Source organism: Paraburkholderia sediminicola (assembly GCF_046026855.1).
GTDB lineage: Bacteria > Pseudomonadota > Gammaproteobacteria > Burkholderiales > Burkholderiaceae > Paraburkholderia > Paraburkholderia sediminicola_A.
In genome coordinates this window covers 15,094-32,383 of the sequence record NZ_JAQQET010000048.1, presented here as the reverse complement: position 1 = coordinate 32,383, position 17,290 = coordinate 15,094, and the positions used below count along the sequence as shown (strand labels likewise).

Here is a 17,290-nt window from a genome sequence, read left to right as displayed (position 1 = left end):
GACGTTCAGGATGGGCCTGGGGAGGTTGTGTTTTATATCGGGAGGACGGCCGAGATTGTGGATTTCGACAGGACGGTTCCCTGACATCAAGAGCCCTGTTGATCAAGGTGCCCGAGCTAGATGGCACTTTCGGCAACTATGTGGTCACTACCCCATGCACGCTGGTCTGATTGAATGCTTTTGCGATCCGGCACCCACCTTAATATTCAATTCGCATTAAATCAATTTCCGATTTTTCAATTCCTCATAATTATCTGATTGCTTTGGCAGTATCGTTATACGTAAAATCGCGCGAGAAAACAGAAATAATCAGATAGAGAGGCGGTATGAGCACGCAGGACGTAATCGGGGCAATAACGGGCGGACTGTCGCAGCAGGGCCGTCTTCTAAAACTGGATACTCCGGCTGGCAACAACGTATTGTTGCCCCACCGTGTCACCGGGCGCTCACGGATCGGACGCGATTATTTCTTCCTGCTCGACTGCGTATCTACCTCGGGCGACGTTCAGCTCAAAACTCTGATTTCCCAAGCCGTTACCCTCTGGATCCAACAGACCGATGGGTCTTATCTGCCACATCACGGCTATGTGCACACGGCTCGCCGGCTGGGAGCAGACGGAAATCTTACAAGCTACCAGTTGGGCTTTTCCTCGTGGATGCACTTCCTGAAGTTCCGCCGCGACCAGCGACACTGGCAGGACAAGGCAGCGGACGAAATCATCTCGGACGTGTTCAACCAGCACCCGCAGGCGAAGGGGATGTACCGTTTCGTGGTGTCGAAGCCGCTGCCGACGCGCTCATATTGCCGGCAGGACGAGACCGACTGGAACTTCGTGCACCGGCTCCTGGAGTCTGAAGGCCTGTTTGGAATCTGGCAGCAGGCAGCCGACGGCAAATCGCACACACTGGTCATCACTGACCGCCTCGAAACGCTCGACACGCTCTCGCCGGCGACGGTCGGGTTTTATCGTGCAGGTGTGAGCAGTGAGGCCGACGCACTCACACAGTGGTCAGGCACACGGACACTGCAATCCGTGATGCTGTCGACGCGTACTTTCGACTATAAGAGTCCTTCGACGCCCACCAATCCGAAAGGGACGTCGGTTCCCACGATGGAGAATCAGGGAGCGCTGCCCTCGCAAACAGAAGTCTATGAATACACCGGCGGCTATACGTATCCGGAACAGGAACGTGGCGATCACCTGTCGAAGATTCGCATGGAGGAATGGGAGTCGCAGGCCAAGCGCTTTCACGGCGTGGGTAGCCTGCGCGCGATGGACGCGGGCCGTCGCTTCACGCTGACCGGCCATCCGGAGCACGATCAGGACGCCGCGGACCAGCGCGAATTCGCGACCATCGAGGTTGAGTGGGCCATCGAGAACAATCTTCCGCTCTCCGGGCACGACGCGAATTACCCGCATAGCCTGAACAATCAGATCGCACAGGCCCGCGTCGACGATCCTGGCCAGGTGTTCTCCGTGAAGCAAGCTGACGGTTCCGCGGGGTTCTATCGGGTCACCATCGAAGCGCAGCGTACGACGGTGCCCTATCGCAGCCCGTTCGATCATCGCAAGCCCGAAGCGAAGCTGGAATCGGCGATCGTTGCGGGCCCGAAGGGCGAGGAATGCTACACCGATGAACTGAACCGGGTGAAGGTGCTCTTCATCTGGGACCGGCAAAACGATGGCGACGAGCGTGCATCGTGCTGGGTGCGCGTCGCGCAGTCCGATACCGGCGATGGTTATGGTGGCGTCCACATGCCACGCGCAGGCGAAGAACTCCTGATTGGGCATATCGGCAATGACATCGACCGCCCGATTGCACTTCATCGCGTGTACAACGGCGAGGCAAAACCGCAGTGGCATTCGAACGGCCTGCTTTCTGGCTATCGGTCCAAGGAGTACGGCGGTGGCGGTGGCTATAACCAGTTCGTGATGGATGACTCCACGGGCCAGAGCCGCATGCAAATCATGAGCAGCCACGGCATGAGCGGTCTCCATCTCGGCTACCAGATCGTCCAGGACGGCAATCCGCGGGGCGCGTACACCGGCAGCGGGTTCACCCTGCGCACCGACAATGCAGGTGCCGTCCATGCGGGCGAGGGACTGTATTTCAGCACACATCAAATCAGTGCCGACGGTCAGCCGCTCGATACCACCGCGCCGCGCGAGATTCTGGCGCGTGCGGATCTACTCGTCGAGTCGTTATCCTCAGCAAGTTCGACCGCCAAGGCCGAGGATATGAAGCCTGGCCGCGAAGCGCTTTCACAGTTCGCGAAGGCGACCCAGCACAGCAAGGCGGGCGTGACCAAAGGCGGCAATACGGCAGGCGGTGGGACAGGAAACGCCAATGCCTTTGCCAAACCCGTCATGCTCGGATCGAGCCCAGAGAGTATGGGTTTTACCACGCATGCGTCGGCGCAGATGGTCGCGGACGACCATCTGAATTTCGTCAGCGGCAAGGACACGTACTGGGCCGTGGGCAAATCGCTGGTTGCGAGCGTCGCAGAAAAAATCAGCGTGTTCGTCCAGCGTGCCGGTATGAAACTGATCGCCGGTAACGGTGCGATCGACATCCAGGCGCTCACCGATCAGCTGCGATTACTCTCCGAACTCGGCCTGACGCTCAAGAGCAATAACGGCAGCATCGAGATCGACGCGAAGACCGAGTTGATGCTCAAGTGCGGGGGCTCATACATCCGTATTACCCCCCAAGGAATTGAGGACGGCACGCACGGTGCACGCACGATCAAGTCGGCGTCGTTCAGCCGGCAGGGTCCGAGTTCGGTGGCCGAGCATATGAATAGCCTCGAGAAGCCTGCGTTCAACGATAAGTATCTCTTGCGCGACCGGATCACCGGCGACCCGCTCAAGAACCACCCTTACGAGATCGTGCGTGGGGATGGCACACGCCTGAGCGGAGTCACGGACGAGCTGGGCCATACGGTCGAGCAGAAAAGCAACGATATCGAAACCGTGGTGATCCGGGCGCTGCGGCCTGGCACGAGCAACGCATAAGCGAGAATCCATGAGCGAAAATCAGCCCGACAATTCGGGTACGCAGGGCCAGACGTCCGGCGACGACGATGCCGAACAGGAAGTCGTCCGCCTCGCGTCGCAGACCGATGAGAATGGCCACTCTTCCGCCCAGGCGCCCTTGACGTCGGCCGACGACACCCGCGCCAAGGAGACCTTGCACGATCTGCGCCCCATCATTCCCGTGATTTTCATACCGGGCGTGATGGGCTCGCCACTGGCCGCCAAGGACAGTGGCGACGCGGCATGGTCCGCACCAAATACAGACACGATAGGTGCATCACTCGGCGCGTTGTGTTCGCTCATCGCGGGATGGTTTCGCAGCGCGTCGTCGCGCGAAACACTTTTCGATCCCGAGAGCGTCATGGTGACGCCGCTCGGCCCGATCGTCGACCTTGGGGAGAAAGACCCGATTACCGAGAAGGAGGCGCGACGCCGCGGCTGGGGTTCGGTCTATCGGACCGGCTATCAACCTGTCCTGCTTTGGCTCGAGCAACAGTTGAACAACCCGATGCTGCTCGGCAAGCCCGAAGGCGCGTGGATCAACCCCGACCCCGAGGGCGAGAAATGGGCACTCCATCCGGTGCTCGGCACCGACCCAAAGACCTACGGCGCCATTGCTGCCGCAGGAAAAGGCCAGGTGATCGCGCCGGACTCCGCGGAATTCAAGAAATTCGCGAAGTTTCGCTATCGCGTCTATGCGATTGGATACAACTGGCTGCAGTCGAACGATCTTTCGGGGCGTGATGTGGTGAATGGTCTGGATGTCCCCGATCCGCAGACAAAGAAGACGACACGGCTGATGGGCGTCACCGAGATCTGCAAAGAAAACGATACGGGCAAGGCCATTATTCTGACGCACTCGATGGGTGGGCTGGTGGCCCGCTTCGCGGTGTTAAACCATGGGCTCGAAGGTCTTGCGCACGGCGTATTTCATGGCTGTCAACCGGCCACCGGTGCTCCTCTGGCGGCCAAGCGTTTCAAGACAGGCGGCAGTCCCGAAGGCGGTATGAATGGTTTCATCAATGGCAGTCTGCTGGGGCGCGATGCGGACGAGTTCATGGCGGTGATGGCGAATGCGCCGGGGCCGATGGAGCTGACGCCGATGCCGGATTATCACAATGGCGCGCCGTGGTGGATTTTTGCGCGGCCCGACGGACAGGTGGTCATGCAGTTCCCGGAGCACGGCGATCCGTATAACGATTTGTATGTGAATCCCAAGTGGTACGGTTTGCAGCCGCCCGACAAACAGCTCGATCCGGCTGGGATCGTCAAGACGCGGCTCAATGCAGGCGGGCTTCAGACAAGCCTATCGGATTACTATCGATCGACTATGGAGACCGTTGTAAAAAACCAGAGCCATTTGAAGAATCATTACCATGGCAAGACATATGTAGCCTACGGCGAGGGTGGCCTCGACTTCAGGTCACCACAGTCGAGCACGACGACAGAGGCCAACGACACGAGCAAGCCTGGCATCGAAAAAGGAGACCCGACGAAGAATCTGTTGACGTGGGGTAACGCAATCTGGACTGGAGATGTGCCATCGGACGTGCAGGCGCCTGAACTTCAGGCCGCAAAGTTGCTGCACGACTCGGGCAAGGGCGAGATCCGCGTGCTTCTGGAGCAACGCAATCTGAGTGTCACGTTCAGCGTCCAGAAGACAAACACGTTGCCGGACGTGAATGCCAAGACTGACTGGTCACAGGTGGCAACCAAGACGGGAATCATCCGTGGCGACGGTACGGTGCCGGTGTGGTCGGCCGATGCGCAGGCGCGCGGGTTGAAGCCTGAGGTGCCTGGCGATCCGGCCAAAGGAGTTCAGATGGCGTTCGTGCAGGGCGGATACCAGCACATGACCAGCTACGCGCACCCATGGACTCACTGGGCGATACTTTACAGTGTGGTCCAGATCGTCAACGACATCTAGGTGCCGGGAACATGTTAATGGTTCGCCTCTTTCGCTCCCTCATTCTGCTGGCAGGTCTTTGCGCCTGCTCTCTTGCGCTTTCCGTGGAACCCATGATGAACAATCCACTGCTGTCCAAAATGCGCCCGTGGTGCATCGGCCGCCTCGTATTCGACCGGCCCGCGTCGAGCGAGATTTCGAATCAACATTACGCGTACAGGGGAGACAAACTCGAAACAACTCACAATGTCTCACTTGATGCCTATCGCACCAAAGTCGAGGCTCGGGAGAACGAGTTGCGTACAAAGCAACGCTATAACCCCGTCAACCTGGATGAGAAAACCGGGAAGGCCTGGCTGGAGAAGGCATTTTCGCCGGTCAACGATTCGCGGTTTTTTATCTACCAGGAAGGCGTGGCGAAAGTCGAGATGCCTTTCAGAACGGATGGCTACCTCTTTGCGGACCACACACTCTTTCATACCGCCGGCCTCATGGGAGCGTCTGCTCTTGATAACTCCGAGAATATCTACAGCGACACCTACCGGCGCATCAAGGCGCGAGACAACTGGGCCGTGCCGACGGAGTCGGGGTTTTGCTTCGACGGCGGGATCGTCACCGGATCGTCGAGCTACACGGAAGAAGTCAGCCAGTCGTTTGCGCTGATGCCGGGCCGACCTGCCCTGCTCCTGATCAAGATGCGAGATGCGGTCGAGCAGGATCAAGGTCAGCCGCTCACCAAGAATCTGTCCGAGCTTCGCGCACAACTCGATCGGATGCCTGGCAGCTATCGCATCCTGCGCAAGGGCAAGCGCGTGGTGGCCGGCATGGACGCCGAAGAGGTCCTGTTTGCGCTTCAGGACGGTCCGATTACGGTCTACCGTTTCTATCTGCTGGCACCGGGCAATCCTGCCACGCTTGCACAACCGCATACCTCGATTGAACTGCTACTGGGCACGTCTTCACGGAGCGACCTGCCACCTGATCAGGCAACGGCGCCGGTCGATGAGGCCGGAGCGCTGCAAGTATGGGATGCCCTGCTGAATAGCCTCCGGCCGCGGCCGGGTGCAGTGTAGGAGCGTAAGATGCGGCGTTACGACATTGTGAAAGGCGACAAAACGACGGTGGATGGCATCGTGCAGGGCGGCGACGGTAACGACCTGCTCGGCGGGCGCGAGCAAGCCTACGAAACCGATCCCGTCCTCTGTCCGGTCTGCAAGACCGTTGGGTTGATCAAGTGCGAGGGCGCGCGCATTTCCACAACAGGACCAGACGGCCGGCAGGCGGCACTGAGCGATGATCTGTGTGTCTGTCTGTGCACACCGCATCCGCGTCTTGTGCCGTCGCAAACGACGTCTTACGTTGACGTGTAGGCGCAGCAGCAGTGACGCAGCGAACCGATAACGACTACCCAGGAGGGTGACGTGATAATGAAGCGCATATTCAATCTGATGCTGCTGCTGGCGATCGTGGCAACCATGGCGGGTTGCGCGTCGCTAAAATGCATTCCGACATGCTGACTGGCTAGGAAAGTGATTCGGGTTAAGGTAGCTGCTGCTACTGGTGGCCAGCGTGTCGGGTTATGCGATGTTTACCTGTACGGCGCCGCCGGTGTGTTGATTGGGTGCGCGGTCCCCGGATCGAGTTATCGGCATCGCCGAGGTCTTGCTGCTCCTGAATCCGTTACATCGATTGGGCTGGCGAGCGTAGCAATCGACGCCGGCTTGCTCACTGCCGCTGCGCCCGTGATGCTCCGCGCCCACGCTGCGCCACTCGGCGGCCCAAAGGTCTTTGCATCAATGCTGAAAGTCTTCGCAACGCTCGGGTGGAGTGAATTCGTATTTCATGTGTCTTGGCTTATTTAGAGGCCATTCGTACCAGGATACAGCCTTGTCATGACCTCACTTTTGCCACCGTAAATGAAGCCTGCGCTTCTTTTATCCGGAGCCTCTTTCCTTCTTGCCTCCGTTTGCAGTGCCGTCTACCTTTCCGGAGTGGAACAGCCATTCGAATTGCCGTCTCGATCGGCAAGCTCTCGGCCTTAGAGCGTGTTAGGCACTTTGAAGTACTGGCACTGCGTGAACGAGCATGAGCATTGCGAAGACCACGAAATGAAGCCCGGCAAGGGTTTCGGGTAACCGTTCATAATCACGTGCGAGACGGCGGAAACGGTTGAGCCAGCCAAAGCTGCGCTCGACCACCCAACGCCGGGGCAGCAGTACGAAGCCCTTTTTCGCTTCCTCCAGTTTGATCACCTGCAGTTCAATGCCTTCATCGAGTGCGGCCTGCGCTGGCTCTTTGCCCGTGTATCCCTGATCGGCAAATGCTACCTTGACCGTGTGTCCCGTTACCTGCTGGACCTGACGCGCAAGCTCTGCCACCTGCGCGCGCTCCTGTTCATTGGCCGGTGTCACATGTACCGCCAGCAACTGTCCCAGGGTGTCCACCGCAATGTGGACCTTGCTGCCGCGCTTGTGCTTATAACCGTCATAGCCTGCACGCGGGCCACTCTCGCAGGTCGACTGTATCGTGCGGCCATCCAGAATAACGGCGCTGGGCTGTCCCTGCCGTCCCTGTGCCACGCGTATTACCGAGCGCAGGTCGCTGACCATGTGCTCAAAACAGCCTGCCTGTAACCAGCGTTGGGTTTGCTGATACACCAGTTCCCAAGGTGGGAAATCATTGGGTAGCATCCTCCAGGGCGCGCCGGCCCGCGCCATCCAGCGCAACGCATCAAACATCTCGCGCAGCTCGTATCTGCGCTGCGGCGCAGTAACGTCCATCAGCGTCAGATAGGGTGCCGCGAAGCTCCATTCTTCGTCGGACACATCGCTCGGATACCCTTTTCGGTCTGCTCTTTTCATCCCGCCAGGATACCAGGTCTCACACAAAGTGCCTAACACGCTCTTGTCGTTCAAGGGATGAAAGTCCGGCCGCGGCATTATGCGGGGCGCCTAGCTCGAACAGTAAGCCCGAATAGAATCGATGCTGGTCCGGGGTCGGTGGCATCTGCATTGCCACGACCGGACAGCGCTCGACCCCGCTTCGCTCGTCAAACTCGTTGGGATGCGCACGCCGAAATTTGGCCGTGATTTTCGTCTTGCCAATATTTGAATCACCGTGCAAGAGCAGGCACGGCATCCGGTCGCGGCGTGGTGTCTCATAAAGGCGCTCAAGTTGCTGCAGGGCTTGCGTCGCGCGGGGATAATCGATCCAACGGTCGCGGAGAAGTCCGAGAATTCGTTCGTCGTTTCCTAACTCCGCCTGCTTTCTGGCGGCCGGTAGCAAATGGGCAAGCGTCCCGTCCTTCATGTGTCACCTCACCATTGCTCGACATCGAAGGCCTGAACTGGCGCGGCGTAATCGACCGTTTCAGCCTGCTGCTCCGTTGTCTCACCCCTGAACGGGACAATCATGTCAAGCAACTCTTCCAGAGGGACGTTCTTTTTGTGTGACCGTCGCCGGGCGCGGGCCGTTGTCTGCCTGGCTTTGGCGATCACGCGCCGTTGCTCTTCTATCGTCCTAAAAATCATCGCTTCCGAGACAGTGCGCTGCCCTTCCGACCGAATGGCTTGCAACGCTGCCCGATGTTCGAAAAGAGAAATGGCCGGCCGGCGCATGTCTGCATAACGGACTTCGAGGTACTCGCCGCTTCCTGCCGTCACAAAGACACGCGAGAGATCCTCAGGATGGTACCTAACGGTGACGGCACGCCGGGTCTGGCGCCAGGCAACGAATATTGGATGCCAGTAACGAATATGGAAAAGCGTCAGTCCATCAGCCTGGATTTTCCTCTGCGCAACAGGCAAAAAGCGAATCAGGAACCTGAGTTCAGCGTCAGTGGACGCGGGCAGCTGCCGCGGATCGGGGTTGCGCGCGAGCATCCGCCATGTGTCGGCTGGCGTTGCTCCAAGCAGCCCACGGTGCGGAACGTGGTGGTAGCGTCTGGCGATCTCGATCGCGAGCCATTGCTCGAATTCTCGAAGCGTCAACGAGGCCGTCTTTTCGGACTGCCTCGCCTTGCGGCCTTTTGGGGATGATCCGGTTGCCCCCGGCAGGCCTCGGACGCGCTCCATCAGGGTGCGGTTCAGCCGCTCGATGTGACCACCGAAATGAGGACGCCCGACTGGACGATACATGAGGTGGATGCCAAATTCCCGACACCCACTGCGAAGCGCCCTGCTCTTGAATTCCGCCGCATTGTCGAGATGGAGAACTCTCGGAATTCCACGCATCGGCCACTCTGCGTCCGCCTCGATCTTTGCGAGCCAAGGGGCTTTGGATAGTGCCGCCCTGGTCAGGAGTAGACCAACGGTAGCCGCTCCCGGACGGTCCATTCCGACGTAAAAACTCAACACGCACCTGGTCGCGACGTCCAGAGCGATAGTTAGCCACGGGCGGCCGATCACCTTTCTGTCGTATTCGCTAACCAGAACCACATCCGCTTGTGTATGGTCGACCTGAACGATTTCCAGAGGGTACTTTGCGACAAGCGAACCTGGCGCTGTCAGCGCGTCGGGAAGGGCCGCGCGCTTCAGAGCGTCCGCCTCACGATGCTGAGTCCACCTCCGGCTAATGGTGGTCCGGCTTGGTGGTTGCAGTCCGGCGAGTTCACATCTGCGTCGAACCTCCAGCATGAGATCGGTTGCAGGGTGCGCCAATTGTCGTTGAGTGGGCAGCCAGACATGCACCACTTCGTCGATCACAGTATCGACAGCCCTTCCTAACCGACGGTCCCCCTTAGAAGGACCTCGGCGTTTCGGGGCAACAGCGCTGGCGACCGGGTTTGCAAGAAACTTCCGCCGCAGGCGATATACCGTAGTCCAATGGACACCCAGCAAATTCGCAGCTACCACCGCGAGCTTTTTCGAAAGTGGTCCTCGCCCTAACGGTCGGAGTATGTCTGCTACTTTCGCAGCACGGCTATCCGTTTCCTGCAAAGCCGTCATTGCCGCTCCTTATCGAGCCTCGTCAGACGCGTTAGCGGAATTAAAGGACAGGACGAACGCGTTAGCAAAATAAACGGACATCCGAGCGTGCGTGCGTTGCTGAAACGCAACGCCTAAAATGGCGCGCGAAACCGCTGCTCTGCCTTATTTCGTGGGCTCAAACGCCAATCTTACATTAGCGTAATCTATGGGCGCTATTAGCGGTTTTGAAGGGATTCAACAGCTGCCGCGGACATCGGGGCTGGGATCACGACTTGCCTCACCCAGCGGTACTCGCTGCATGCTGTCATGTCTTAATCATCATCACCGGCATTGCATTCAGTTCCGCCAAAGTGCACTCTCTTGCCAGAAAACGACTGAATGGCATGTGCCGTTCGACTGTCTCGATATAGTCGTCGCCTACGACCATCGGGACGTACGTCGGGTTGGGCGCAATCTTGTCCGGCCAGCCGCCAGTTACAGCGCCCAGCAACTCCGGTCGGTTCCACGCGTCCGACAACGTAGACCATAGGGTAACGTCCATCACCTCGCCAGACGGTAGCGTCCACCAGGAGTGCAAGTTGATTCCGGACCGCCCCTCAAAGTCCGATGCGCTAAATCCCATCTGATGCCAATTCTGAAGATCAGCCCAACTGGGATTGAAGAAGGCTCTGCTTGCGTTAATTACTTGCCCGAAGGTAAGCAGGATGGGCGCACCAAGAATCTCTTCCGCGAGCGGGCGAAGGGCGTGGCTCCATTTCACGCACTGCCCTGCGGCACCGGCGAACGAAGTTATGCCCTTATTCGAAATCGCCGCTTGCAGACGCTCGCCTAAATCGCCCGTGAAGAACTCAGTTTCAGTTGTGGGGAGTCTTGTAAATGAAGCACCCAGCTTCTCCGTGAAATCATACGCGGCATGAAGTTTTTCAATGTAGGTAGCGGTCATATAAGTTCATAGGAGGAGGAGAACGAGTTATCGGCTATCCACGAGAAAACTTGAATGGCGACGACTCACTGAATAGGATCCGCTCTTCGCAACGAGAGCGCGGTTATCCATTACTCAGATGTCATCGCCGCACACTAATCCCTCGCCTACGCTCAACCGCTTCTCGCGCGCTTCACCCTTTTGTAGCCAGCGCCTTAAAGTCTGTGCCCGCGCTAGCCAGCAGAGCCATGATCGTGGGTCGTCCCATTTCGATCTGCAACCAAGGGGGTGCGTATCCCAGCGCGAGGCTAACCGCGCGATCAGGCGCACACGCGTCAAAGACACGCGCTGAGACGACCTGCGCGACGCGAGTCTGTTCGTTGCGAGTAAGGGTGCGGTTTCGGGTGCCCGAGATTTCCTTGGAGATTGCGTGGGTGACACGCGCGATGCGTCGGATCGGCGGTTCCAAGCGCGCAACGCCTCTGCCATCCCCGGCTCCAGCCCCAGCGAGAATCCCTTTCGGAAAGCCTTGGCTTGCGACGACGGCGGATTGGGCGGGCGCCAGCATTCCAGGTGCGTGTCTGTCACGACAATCTCCTCGAACGCAAAACCACGCATCTTGTCATCGTGTAGCCAGTCCCCGTCATACCCGACCAATTCTGCTGTCGCGAACACGCGCACGAACATGCTCACTGGCTGAGAGGGAAAGGCAACAACCGGATGCAGATGGACTGTAAGCGCGAATTTATCAGCACATAGCGCCCGAATTGAGAGCAAGGCAAGCTGTGTCCACTGATTAATAGTGGACACAGCCCATGACTCAGACCGATTCAGATGCGGCGCTTCTCGCCGTTACGCTCGTAGGTCGCGACGGCAAGCGGCGCTACGACTCGCAATCCAAACGCAGGCTTATTGAGGCCTGCCTGCAGCCGGGCGTGTCGGTGGCCGGGTTGGCGCTCAGGGCCGGCGTGAACGCTAACTTGCTGCGCCGATGGATCAAGCTGCATCAACAACGCCACGGGGTGGCAGCGACGTCGGAAGTTGTCGAGAATGCGCCGCCGCTTGCCGTGCCGTCGGCGTTCGTGCCGGTCGTCGAGATCAGCCGTCGTGAGGTGGTTGAGCACAAGGACGCCGTAAAGGCTTCCGAGCCCACGCGTTCATCGCCCCCGCCCGTGCGCTCGCAGTTGACGGTGGAAATGCCCAACGGCGTGACGCTTCGGCTGGACTGTACCGGAGAGGATGCGCCGCTGGTATCGGCGATGATCGAGACACTGGGGCGCTGCGATGTTCAGGCTCGACGCTAAACTCAAGGTGTACGTTCATCGCGAGGCGGTCGACTTCAGGAAGTCGATCAACGGCCTGGCCGCTCTGGTCGAGCAGTCCATGGGGCTGGACCCGTTTGCGTCGGCGCTCTACGCGTTCAGCAACCGGCGACGGGATCGCATCAAGATACTCGGCTGGGGTGGCAACGGCTTCTGGCTGCTGATGAAGCGCCTGGAAGAGGACCGCTTCGTCTGGCCGCGCCGGCAGCAGGTGGTGATGGAACTCTCGACCGAGCAGCTTCATTGGTTACTTGAGGGCATCGACATCGATGCGGTGCGTCGTCATCCTGCGCGGCAGTATCGGCACGCTGGCTGATGTCGTGATGCAACATTCGGGACCGGCGTTACAAATTCGGTAAACCCATTCGCCTTGCGGTTTCGCTATCGTGAGCGTCATCTCAGCACACGATCCCACTGCCGGTCTGCCGTCCGAAGTTCTCGCCTATATCCGCGAACTCGAGACCCGCAACCAGCAACTCACTCAACGCGTCGAGCAGCTCGAGGAGTTGTTTCGCCTCGCTCAACTCAAGCGCTTCGCCCCGAGCAGCGAGAAACTCAAAGACCGAGTATTCGACGAAGCCGAGCAAGTGGCGCTGGCGGACCCCGTTGAAGACGATCCGGACGATGTCTTTGCACTGCCCGACACGGGCCTGCCAGCCGTAGACGGTCCAAGCCACCAGAAACGGGGGCGCAAGCCGCTGCCGGCTGATCTGCCGCGTACGCGGTTCGAGTACGACCTGTCTGAAGATCAGAAGGTCTGTCCGTGCTGCCAGGGTGCGATGCACCGGATGGGTGAGCAGACCTGCGAACAGCTGCATGTCGAGGTTAAGGCGTCAGTGCTGCAACACGTGCGCTTCAAATACGCATGCCGCCATTGCGAACGCCACTCGGAGCACACGCCCATCGTGATCGCGCCCATGCCGGCGCAGCCGCTGCCGGGCAGCAACGCAAGTCCGGCGATGATCGCCACGGTGATGACCGCCAAGTACGCGGATGGCACGCCGCTCTACCGCATGGAGGATGCGTTGGGCCGCTCGAACATCGCGGTCAGTCGTGGCACGCTAGCGCACTGGATCATCAGGCCTGCTGAACTGCACCTGTCCCGGCTGTACGAGGCATTGCGCAGTACGCTAGTTGCGCAGTCGCTGATCCATGGCGACGAGACGACGGTGCAGGTACTCAAGGAGGACGGCAGGACTGCGCAGAGCAAGTCGTACATGTGGGTCTACCGTAGCGCCGAAGCATCGACCAAGCCGGTGGTGCTGTTTGAATACCAGCCAGGACGTGGGCAACAGTATCCGCAGGCCTTCCTGAAAGGCTATGCCGGCACGCTCATCACCGATGGCTACAGTGCGTGGCGCACGCTCGAAGGTGTCACGCATCTCGGATGCCTGGCCCACGCGCGCCGGGCGTTTGACGAGGCGTACAAAGCGCTCAAGAAACCCGACGGTTGCGCACGCCGTGCACTCGAATACTTCAAGGCGCTGTATCAGGTCGAGACCCTCGCACGCGGTAAGTTACCCGAGGGTCAAACCCGTGCCGACTATACATACTGGCTGCGCCAGACGCACAGCTTGCCACTGTTAAAGGCGTTCAAAATCTGGCTCGATGAGCAGGCGCCGCAGGTGCTCCCCGAAAGCCTGACCGGCAAGGCCATCAGCTACACGCGCAATCAATGGGAGTACTTGCGGCGCTACGTCGAGGATGGCCATGCTCCCATCGACAACAATGCGCTCGAGCGCCTATGGATTCGAATCCATAGGCGCTCTTATCCACATGACGGAATTATGCAGGGTACGCACGAGTCAGCGGTCGCGTAGGACATGCCGCGCTGGCTTTGTTGCAGCGCACGGGGACAGGCTCTTGCTGAACATAATAAATGGTGCTTTGCTGAGGGACTCCATTGCCTCAGAGGAGAGCTACCATGGAAGCGGATCAGCTCGGAGTTCGATCGTGGCGACAGCTCGACGATAGTGTGCTTGCAGCGAGCCGTCCGGCGTATGTCGGCTACCTGCAAAGTCACGGCTACGCCCTTCACACCATCGGACATTATCTTGCCAGCGTCGCACATTTTTCGCGCTGGCTCAGCAGCAAGCGCATCAGGCTCGATCAGATCGATGAGAATCTGGTACGTCAATTCATCTCCGTGCACCTGCCGAGCTGCGACTGTCCCGGGCGAAGGAAGTGCGCATTAAATTTCACGCGAGCAGCGCTCAAACATTTGCTTAAGGTGCTTCGCGCGGATGGTCGTATCCGACCACCACCGCTTCGGTTGCCTGGCACCATCGTCGACGAGTTAAACCGCCTTGACGCTTATCTTGACGAGATCCGCGGTCTTGCCGCGAGCACCCGCCGCAACCACCGCGACTGCGTGCACGACTTCCTGGTCTATCAATTCGGTAGTCGCCGCATTGACATGTGTCGAATCAAACCGGCTGACGTGCTGCATTTCGTCGTCGAGCGGAGTACCGGCCACGCTCCATCGAGCGCCGGTGCCATCGCGAGCAGCGTACGCGTTTATCTACGCTTCCGTCAGTTTAGCGGCGACGATATCGAGGCATTGATGGCTGCTGTACCAAAGGTGGCGGTATGGTCAATGGCTCGCGTGCCCAAATTGCTGACGCAGGTCCAACTCGCACAATTCCTGAATGCTTTCGACACACAAACGGCGTCAGGCCGGCGAGATTACGCCATGGCGCGTTTACTGGTAGATCTGGGGTTGCGCGTAGGAGAGGTGGCTGCGCTGCAACTCGCAGACGTGGATTGGCATGAGGGAACGTTGCGCATCAGGGCAGCCAAATGCAAGCGTGTCGATCTTTTACCGCTGCCCGCACTAACAGGGCGCGCGCTCATCGATTACGAGCGCTTCGGTCGACCCCAAACCGCTAGCCGCGCGCTGTTCGTACGACATCGGGCGCCATTCGATCGGCCAGTTACCCCAGCTGTTGTATGCAGTGCGATCAGACTGGCCTATGCCCGATGTGGTTGGCCAAGTACGTCGATGGGCACTCATTTACTGCGGCACACGGTGGCCACTCGCATGCTGGGCAATGGGGCTTCTCTCAAGGACATCGCGGATGTGCTTCGGCATCGCAGCATCAATACCACCATGATTTACACGAAGGTGGATTTCCGCAGACTTGCGGCCGTGGTCTCACCCTGGCCGGGGAGCAGATCATGAAACACTTGTGTTCGATGACTACCCGGGTAGAGGACTATCTCTATGCTAGGCGGCAAGTTGGTTTCAAACTGAAGAGCCAGGGCACGCAACTACTTGCGTTTGCCCGGTTCGCCGAACGTGACTGTCACAAAGGCCCGGTAACGTTGGAACTTGCTTTACGTTGGGCCCAGGACAGCCACTCTGCCAGACTAATTGCTGCAGCGAAGCGGATGGAAGTGCTTCGCCCGTTCATCAGGTATCTGCAGCAGTACGATCCCGCCACTGAAGTCCCGCCACCTAGGCTACTGGGGTCCACCCGTCGTCGACCGGTACCTCATATTTACAGGGATGAGGAAGTGAAGGCGCTCCTGGAAGCGGCAGCGCGGCTGCGCCCATCAGATGGGTTACGGCCTGCAACCTACTGCACACTTTTTGGGCTGATTGCCGCTACAGGCATGCGAATTTCGGAGGTGCTGCGGCTTGGGCGCGCGGACGTAATGTTCGAGCGCGGCGTGCTGATTGTTCGTCAAAGCAAATACCGCAAATCCCGTCTTGTTCCTTTGCACACGACGACTGTCGCCGCACTTCAGCGCTACGCTCAACTACGCGACCAGTTTCTCCCACTCGCAACAGACGAGAACTTCTTCCTGTCTTCGTGGGGACGAGCCCTGAACATCTGGAATGCAGAGGAGACCTTCTGTATCTTGCGGCGCCAGCTTGGCTGGATCGCCCGAGGTAACTATCCGGCACCACGTATCCACGATTTACGGCACACGTTTATCACGAATTGCCTGGTTCGCTGGTATCGGCACCAGATCAATGTCGATAACGCGATCGTATCGTTATCCACCTACGTGGGGCACGTTCGTGCCACTGACACCTATTGGTATGTCAGCGCCGTCCCTGAATTGATGGCGTTGGTCTCTCAACGCTTCGAACGTTACGCCCGGGAGATTCCAAATGACTAGCTCCGATCCAGCAGTACGCTTCTCGACCTTGATTCAGCAGTTCTTTATGGACCGTCTGATCGAGCAGCGCAACGTAAGTCCTCGCACTGTAGCCAGCTACCGCGATACCTTTCGGTTGCTTTTCAGCTTCGCGGAGAATGACTTGAACAAGCCGCCGCATAAGCTCCGGTTAGTCGACTTCAATGCAGAGCTGATTCTCGCTTTCCTCAAATATCTGGAGACTACACGTCACAACGCTATCCGCAGCCGGAACGCGCGGCTCGCAGCGATCCGGTCTTTTGCTCACTATGCAGCGTTACAGGAGCCTTCGGCGCTGCCCGGACTTCAGCGCGTGTTGGCCATTCCCATGAAACGCTTCGACAGACCCATGGTTGGTTTCCTCACTCGAGAAGAAATGCAATGCATCCTTGCAGCTCCTGCTGCAAACAGTTGGTGCAGTCAGCGCGATCAGGTTATGCTGGCTACGCTCTACAACACCGGTGCACGGGTCTCTGAACTTACAGCCATGCGTGTCAGGGATGTCGTATTGGACCGCAGTGCCTACGCAAACCTCCACGGCAAGGGACGAAAGGAGCGAACCGTGCCACTGTGGGCTGATACCGCGAAACATATTCGCCGCTGGCTACACCAGATTAGTCCAGGTCCGGATCAATGGCTCTTTCCTAACCGTGCCGGCGGCCAGATGACCCGGTCCGGCGTAACAGATCGCCTTAAGCTGGCTGCGACTGGCGCTTCAATCCGCTGTCCGCAACTCAAGACGCGAAGCGTCACTCCGCACGTCGTTAGGCACGCCACGGCCATGCATATGCTTCAGGCTGGTGTAGATGTCACGTTGATTGCCTTGTGGCTTGGCCATGAAAGTGCCGCCACCACCCATATGTACATCGAAGCCGATCTCGCCATGAAACAGCGGGCACTGAACGCCATTCAAGCACCGCAGTTCAAACAGCGCCGGTTTCGGCCGCCGAAAGACATCTCGGCCTTCCTTGACAGGCTATGATTATGCTCGCTTCGTAAGATGCATCTGGTCGCGCGTTTTCATCAAT

The 17,290-nt window shown here is 58.7% G+C and carries 12 protein-coding genes and 2 pseudogenes; 10 read left to right on the top strand and 4 right to left on the bottom strand.

Translation table 11 applies throughout. The features are described from left to right. Positions 1–326 precede the first annotated feature (326 nt). From tssI to PQR40_RS35740, 4 genes are read left to right on the top strand one after another with little or no spacing between them, the layout of a single operon-like run. Positions 327–3,017: a type VI secretion system Vgr family protein gene (gene tssI / locus PQR40_RS35755; protein ID WP_408510983.1), complete on the top strand. Its 2,691-nt coding sequence runs from the start codon at positions 327–329 to the stop codon at positions 3,015–3,017. Between the two features lie 10 nt (positions 3,018–3,027). Next, the gene (locus PQR40_RS35750) at positions 3,028–4,965 is read left to right on the top strand and encodes a lipase family protein (protein ID WP_408510982.1); all 1,938 of its coding nucleotides are present in this window, start codon (positions 3,028–3,030) and stop codon (positions 4,963–4,965) included. 17 nt (positions 4,966–4,982) lie between these two features. After that, on the top strand, positions 4,983–6,017 hold the full coding sequence (locus tag PQR40_RS35745; protein WP_500862396.1) for a T6SS immunity protein Tli4 family protein: 1,035 nt from the start codon (positions 4,983–4,985) through the stop codon (positions 6,015–6,017). Between the two features lie 9 nt (positions 6,018–6,026). Continuing rightward, a complete protein-coding gene (locus PQR40_RS35740; protein ID WP_408510981.1) occupies positions 6,027–6,314 on the top strand; it encodes a PAAR domain-containing protein in 288 nt (95 codons plus the stop codon). A 678-nt stretch (positions 6,315–6,992) separates the two neighbouring features. On the opposite strand, the gene PQR40_RS35735 is transcribed toward PQR40_RS35740, so the two are convergent. The 4 genes and pseudogenes from PQR40_RS35735 to PQR40_RS35720 form a co-directional block, all read right to left on the bottom strand. Beyond that, positions 6,993–7,805, bottom strand: coding sequence for an IS5 family transposase (locus tag PQR40_RS35735; protein WP_408511006.1), 813 nt, complete (start codon positions 7,803–7,805; stop codon positions 6,993–6,995). 37 nt (positions 7,806–7,842) lie between these two features. Then, positions 7,843–8,253 (bottom strand): annotated as a pseudogene (locus PQR40_RS35730) (TniB family NTP-binding protein); the annotation flags it as partial. Positions 8,254–8,261: 8 nt separating this feature from the next. After that, positions 8,262–9,647, bottom strand: a complete 1,386-nt coding sequence (locus PQR40_RS35725) for a TnsB C-terminal domain-containing protein (RefSeq protein WP_408510980.1) — start codon at positions 9,645–9,647, stop codon at positions 8,262–8,264. Positions 9,648–10,176: 529 nt separating this feature from the next. Then, entirely contained in the window at positions 10,177–10,815 is a 639-nt protein-coding gene (locus PQR40_RS35720; protein WP_408510979.1) for a hypothetical protein, read from the bottom strand. Between the two features lie 794 nt (positions 10,816–11,609). On the opposite strand from PQR40_RS35720, the gene tnpA reads away from it, so the two are divergent. From tnpA to PQR40_RS35690, 6 genes and pseudogenes are all read left to right on the top strand, one after another. Next, positions 11,610–12,098 carry an IS66-like element accessory protein TnpA gene (gene tnpA / locus PQR40_RS35715; protein ID WP_408394687.1) on the top strand — a complete coding sequence of 163 codons (489 nt, stop codon included), beginning with the start codon at positions 11,610–11,612 and terminating at the stop codon, positions 12,096–12,098. Then, positions 12,079–12,432 carry an IS66 family insertion sequence element accessory protein TnpB gene (gene tnpB, locus PQR40_RS35710; protein ID WP_408394688.1) on the top strand — a complete coding sequence of 118 codons (354 nt, stop codon included), beginning with the start codon at positions 12,079–12,081 and terminating at the stop codon, positions 12,430–12,432. The genes tnpA and tnpB overlap by 20 nt, the downstream gene beginning before the upstream one ends. Positions 12,433–12,511: 79 nt before the next feature. Continuing rightward, positions 12,512–13,858, top strand: a pseudogene (gene tnpC / locus PQR40_RS35705) (IS66 family transposase); the annotation flags it as partial. Between the two features lie 182 nt (positions 13,859–14,040). Next, positions 14,041–15,297: a site-specific integrase gene (locus tag PQR40_RS35700; protein WP_408510978.1), complete on the top strand. Its 1,257-nt coding sequence runs from the start codon at positions 14,041–14,043 to the stop codon at positions 15,295–15,297. Then, positions 15,294–16,244: a tyrosine-type recombinase/integrase gene (locus PQR40_RS35695; protein ID WP_408510977.1), complete on the top strand. Its 951-nt coding sequence runs from the start codon at positions 15,294–15,296 to the stop codon at positions 16,242–16,244. The genes PQR40_RS35700 and PQR40_RS35695 overlap by 4 nt, the downstream gene beginning before the upstream one ends. After that, positions 16,237–17,244 (top strand): tyrosine-type recombinase/integrase, encoded by a 1,008-nt coding sequence (locus PQR40_RS35690; RefSeq protein ID WP_408510976.1) that lies wholly within the window; start codon positions 16,237–16,239, stop codon positions 17,242–17,244. Before PQR40_RS35695 ends, PQR40_RS35690 begins: the two co-directional genes overlap by 8 nt. Positions 17,245–17,290: the final 46 nt, after the last annotated feature.

What these genes read in the sequence shown, in the direction of transcription:
- tnpA (WP_408394687.1), top strand. Translation starts at nt 11,610, where the DNA reads ATGACTCAGACCGATTCAGATGCGGCGCTTCTCGCCGTTACGCTCGTA.
- PQR40_RS35720 (WP_408510979.1), bottom strand. Translation starts at nt 10,815, where the DNA reads ATGACCGCTACCTACATTGAAAAACTTCATGCCGCGTATGATTTCACG.
- PQR40_RS35750 (WP_408510982.1), top strand. Translation starts at nt 3,028, where the DNA reads ATGAGCGAAAATCAGCCCGACAATTCGGGTACGCAGGGCCAGACGTCC.
- PQR40_RS35695 (WP_408510977.1), top strand. Translation starts at nt 15,294, where the DNA reads ATGAAACACTTGTGTTCGATGACTACCCGGGTAGAGGACTATCTCTAT.
- tssI (WP_408510983.1), top strand. Translation starts at nt 327, where the DNA reads ATGAGCACGCAGGACGTAATCGGGGCAATAACGGGCGGACTGTCGCAG.
- PQR40_RS35740 (WP_408510981.1), top strand. Translation starts at nt 6,027, where the DNA reads ATGCGGCGTTACGACATTGTGAAAGGCGACAAAACGACGGTGGATGGC.
- tnpB (WP_408394688.1), top strand. Translation starts at nt 12,079, where the DNA reads ATGTTCAGGCTCGACGCTAAACTCAAGGTGTACGTTCATCGCGAGGCG.
- PQR40_RS35690 (WP_408510976.1), top strand. Translation starts at nt 16,237, where the DNA reads ATGACTAGCTCCGATCCAGCAGTACGCTTCTCGACCTTGATTCAGCAG.
- PQR40_RS35735 (WP_408511006.1), bottom strand. Translation starts at nt 7,805, where the DNA reads ATGAAAAGAGCAGACCGAAAAGGGTATCCGAGCGATGTGTCCGACGAA.
- PQR40_RS35745 (WP_500862396.1), top strand. Translation starts at nt 4,983, where the DNA reads ATGGTTCGCCTCTTTCGCTCCCTCATTCTGCTGGCAGGTCTTTGCGCC.
- PQR40_RS35700 (WP_408510978.1), top strand. Translation starts at nt 14,041, where the DNA reads ATGGAAGCGGATCAGCTCGGAGTTCGATCGTGGCGACAGCTCGACGAT.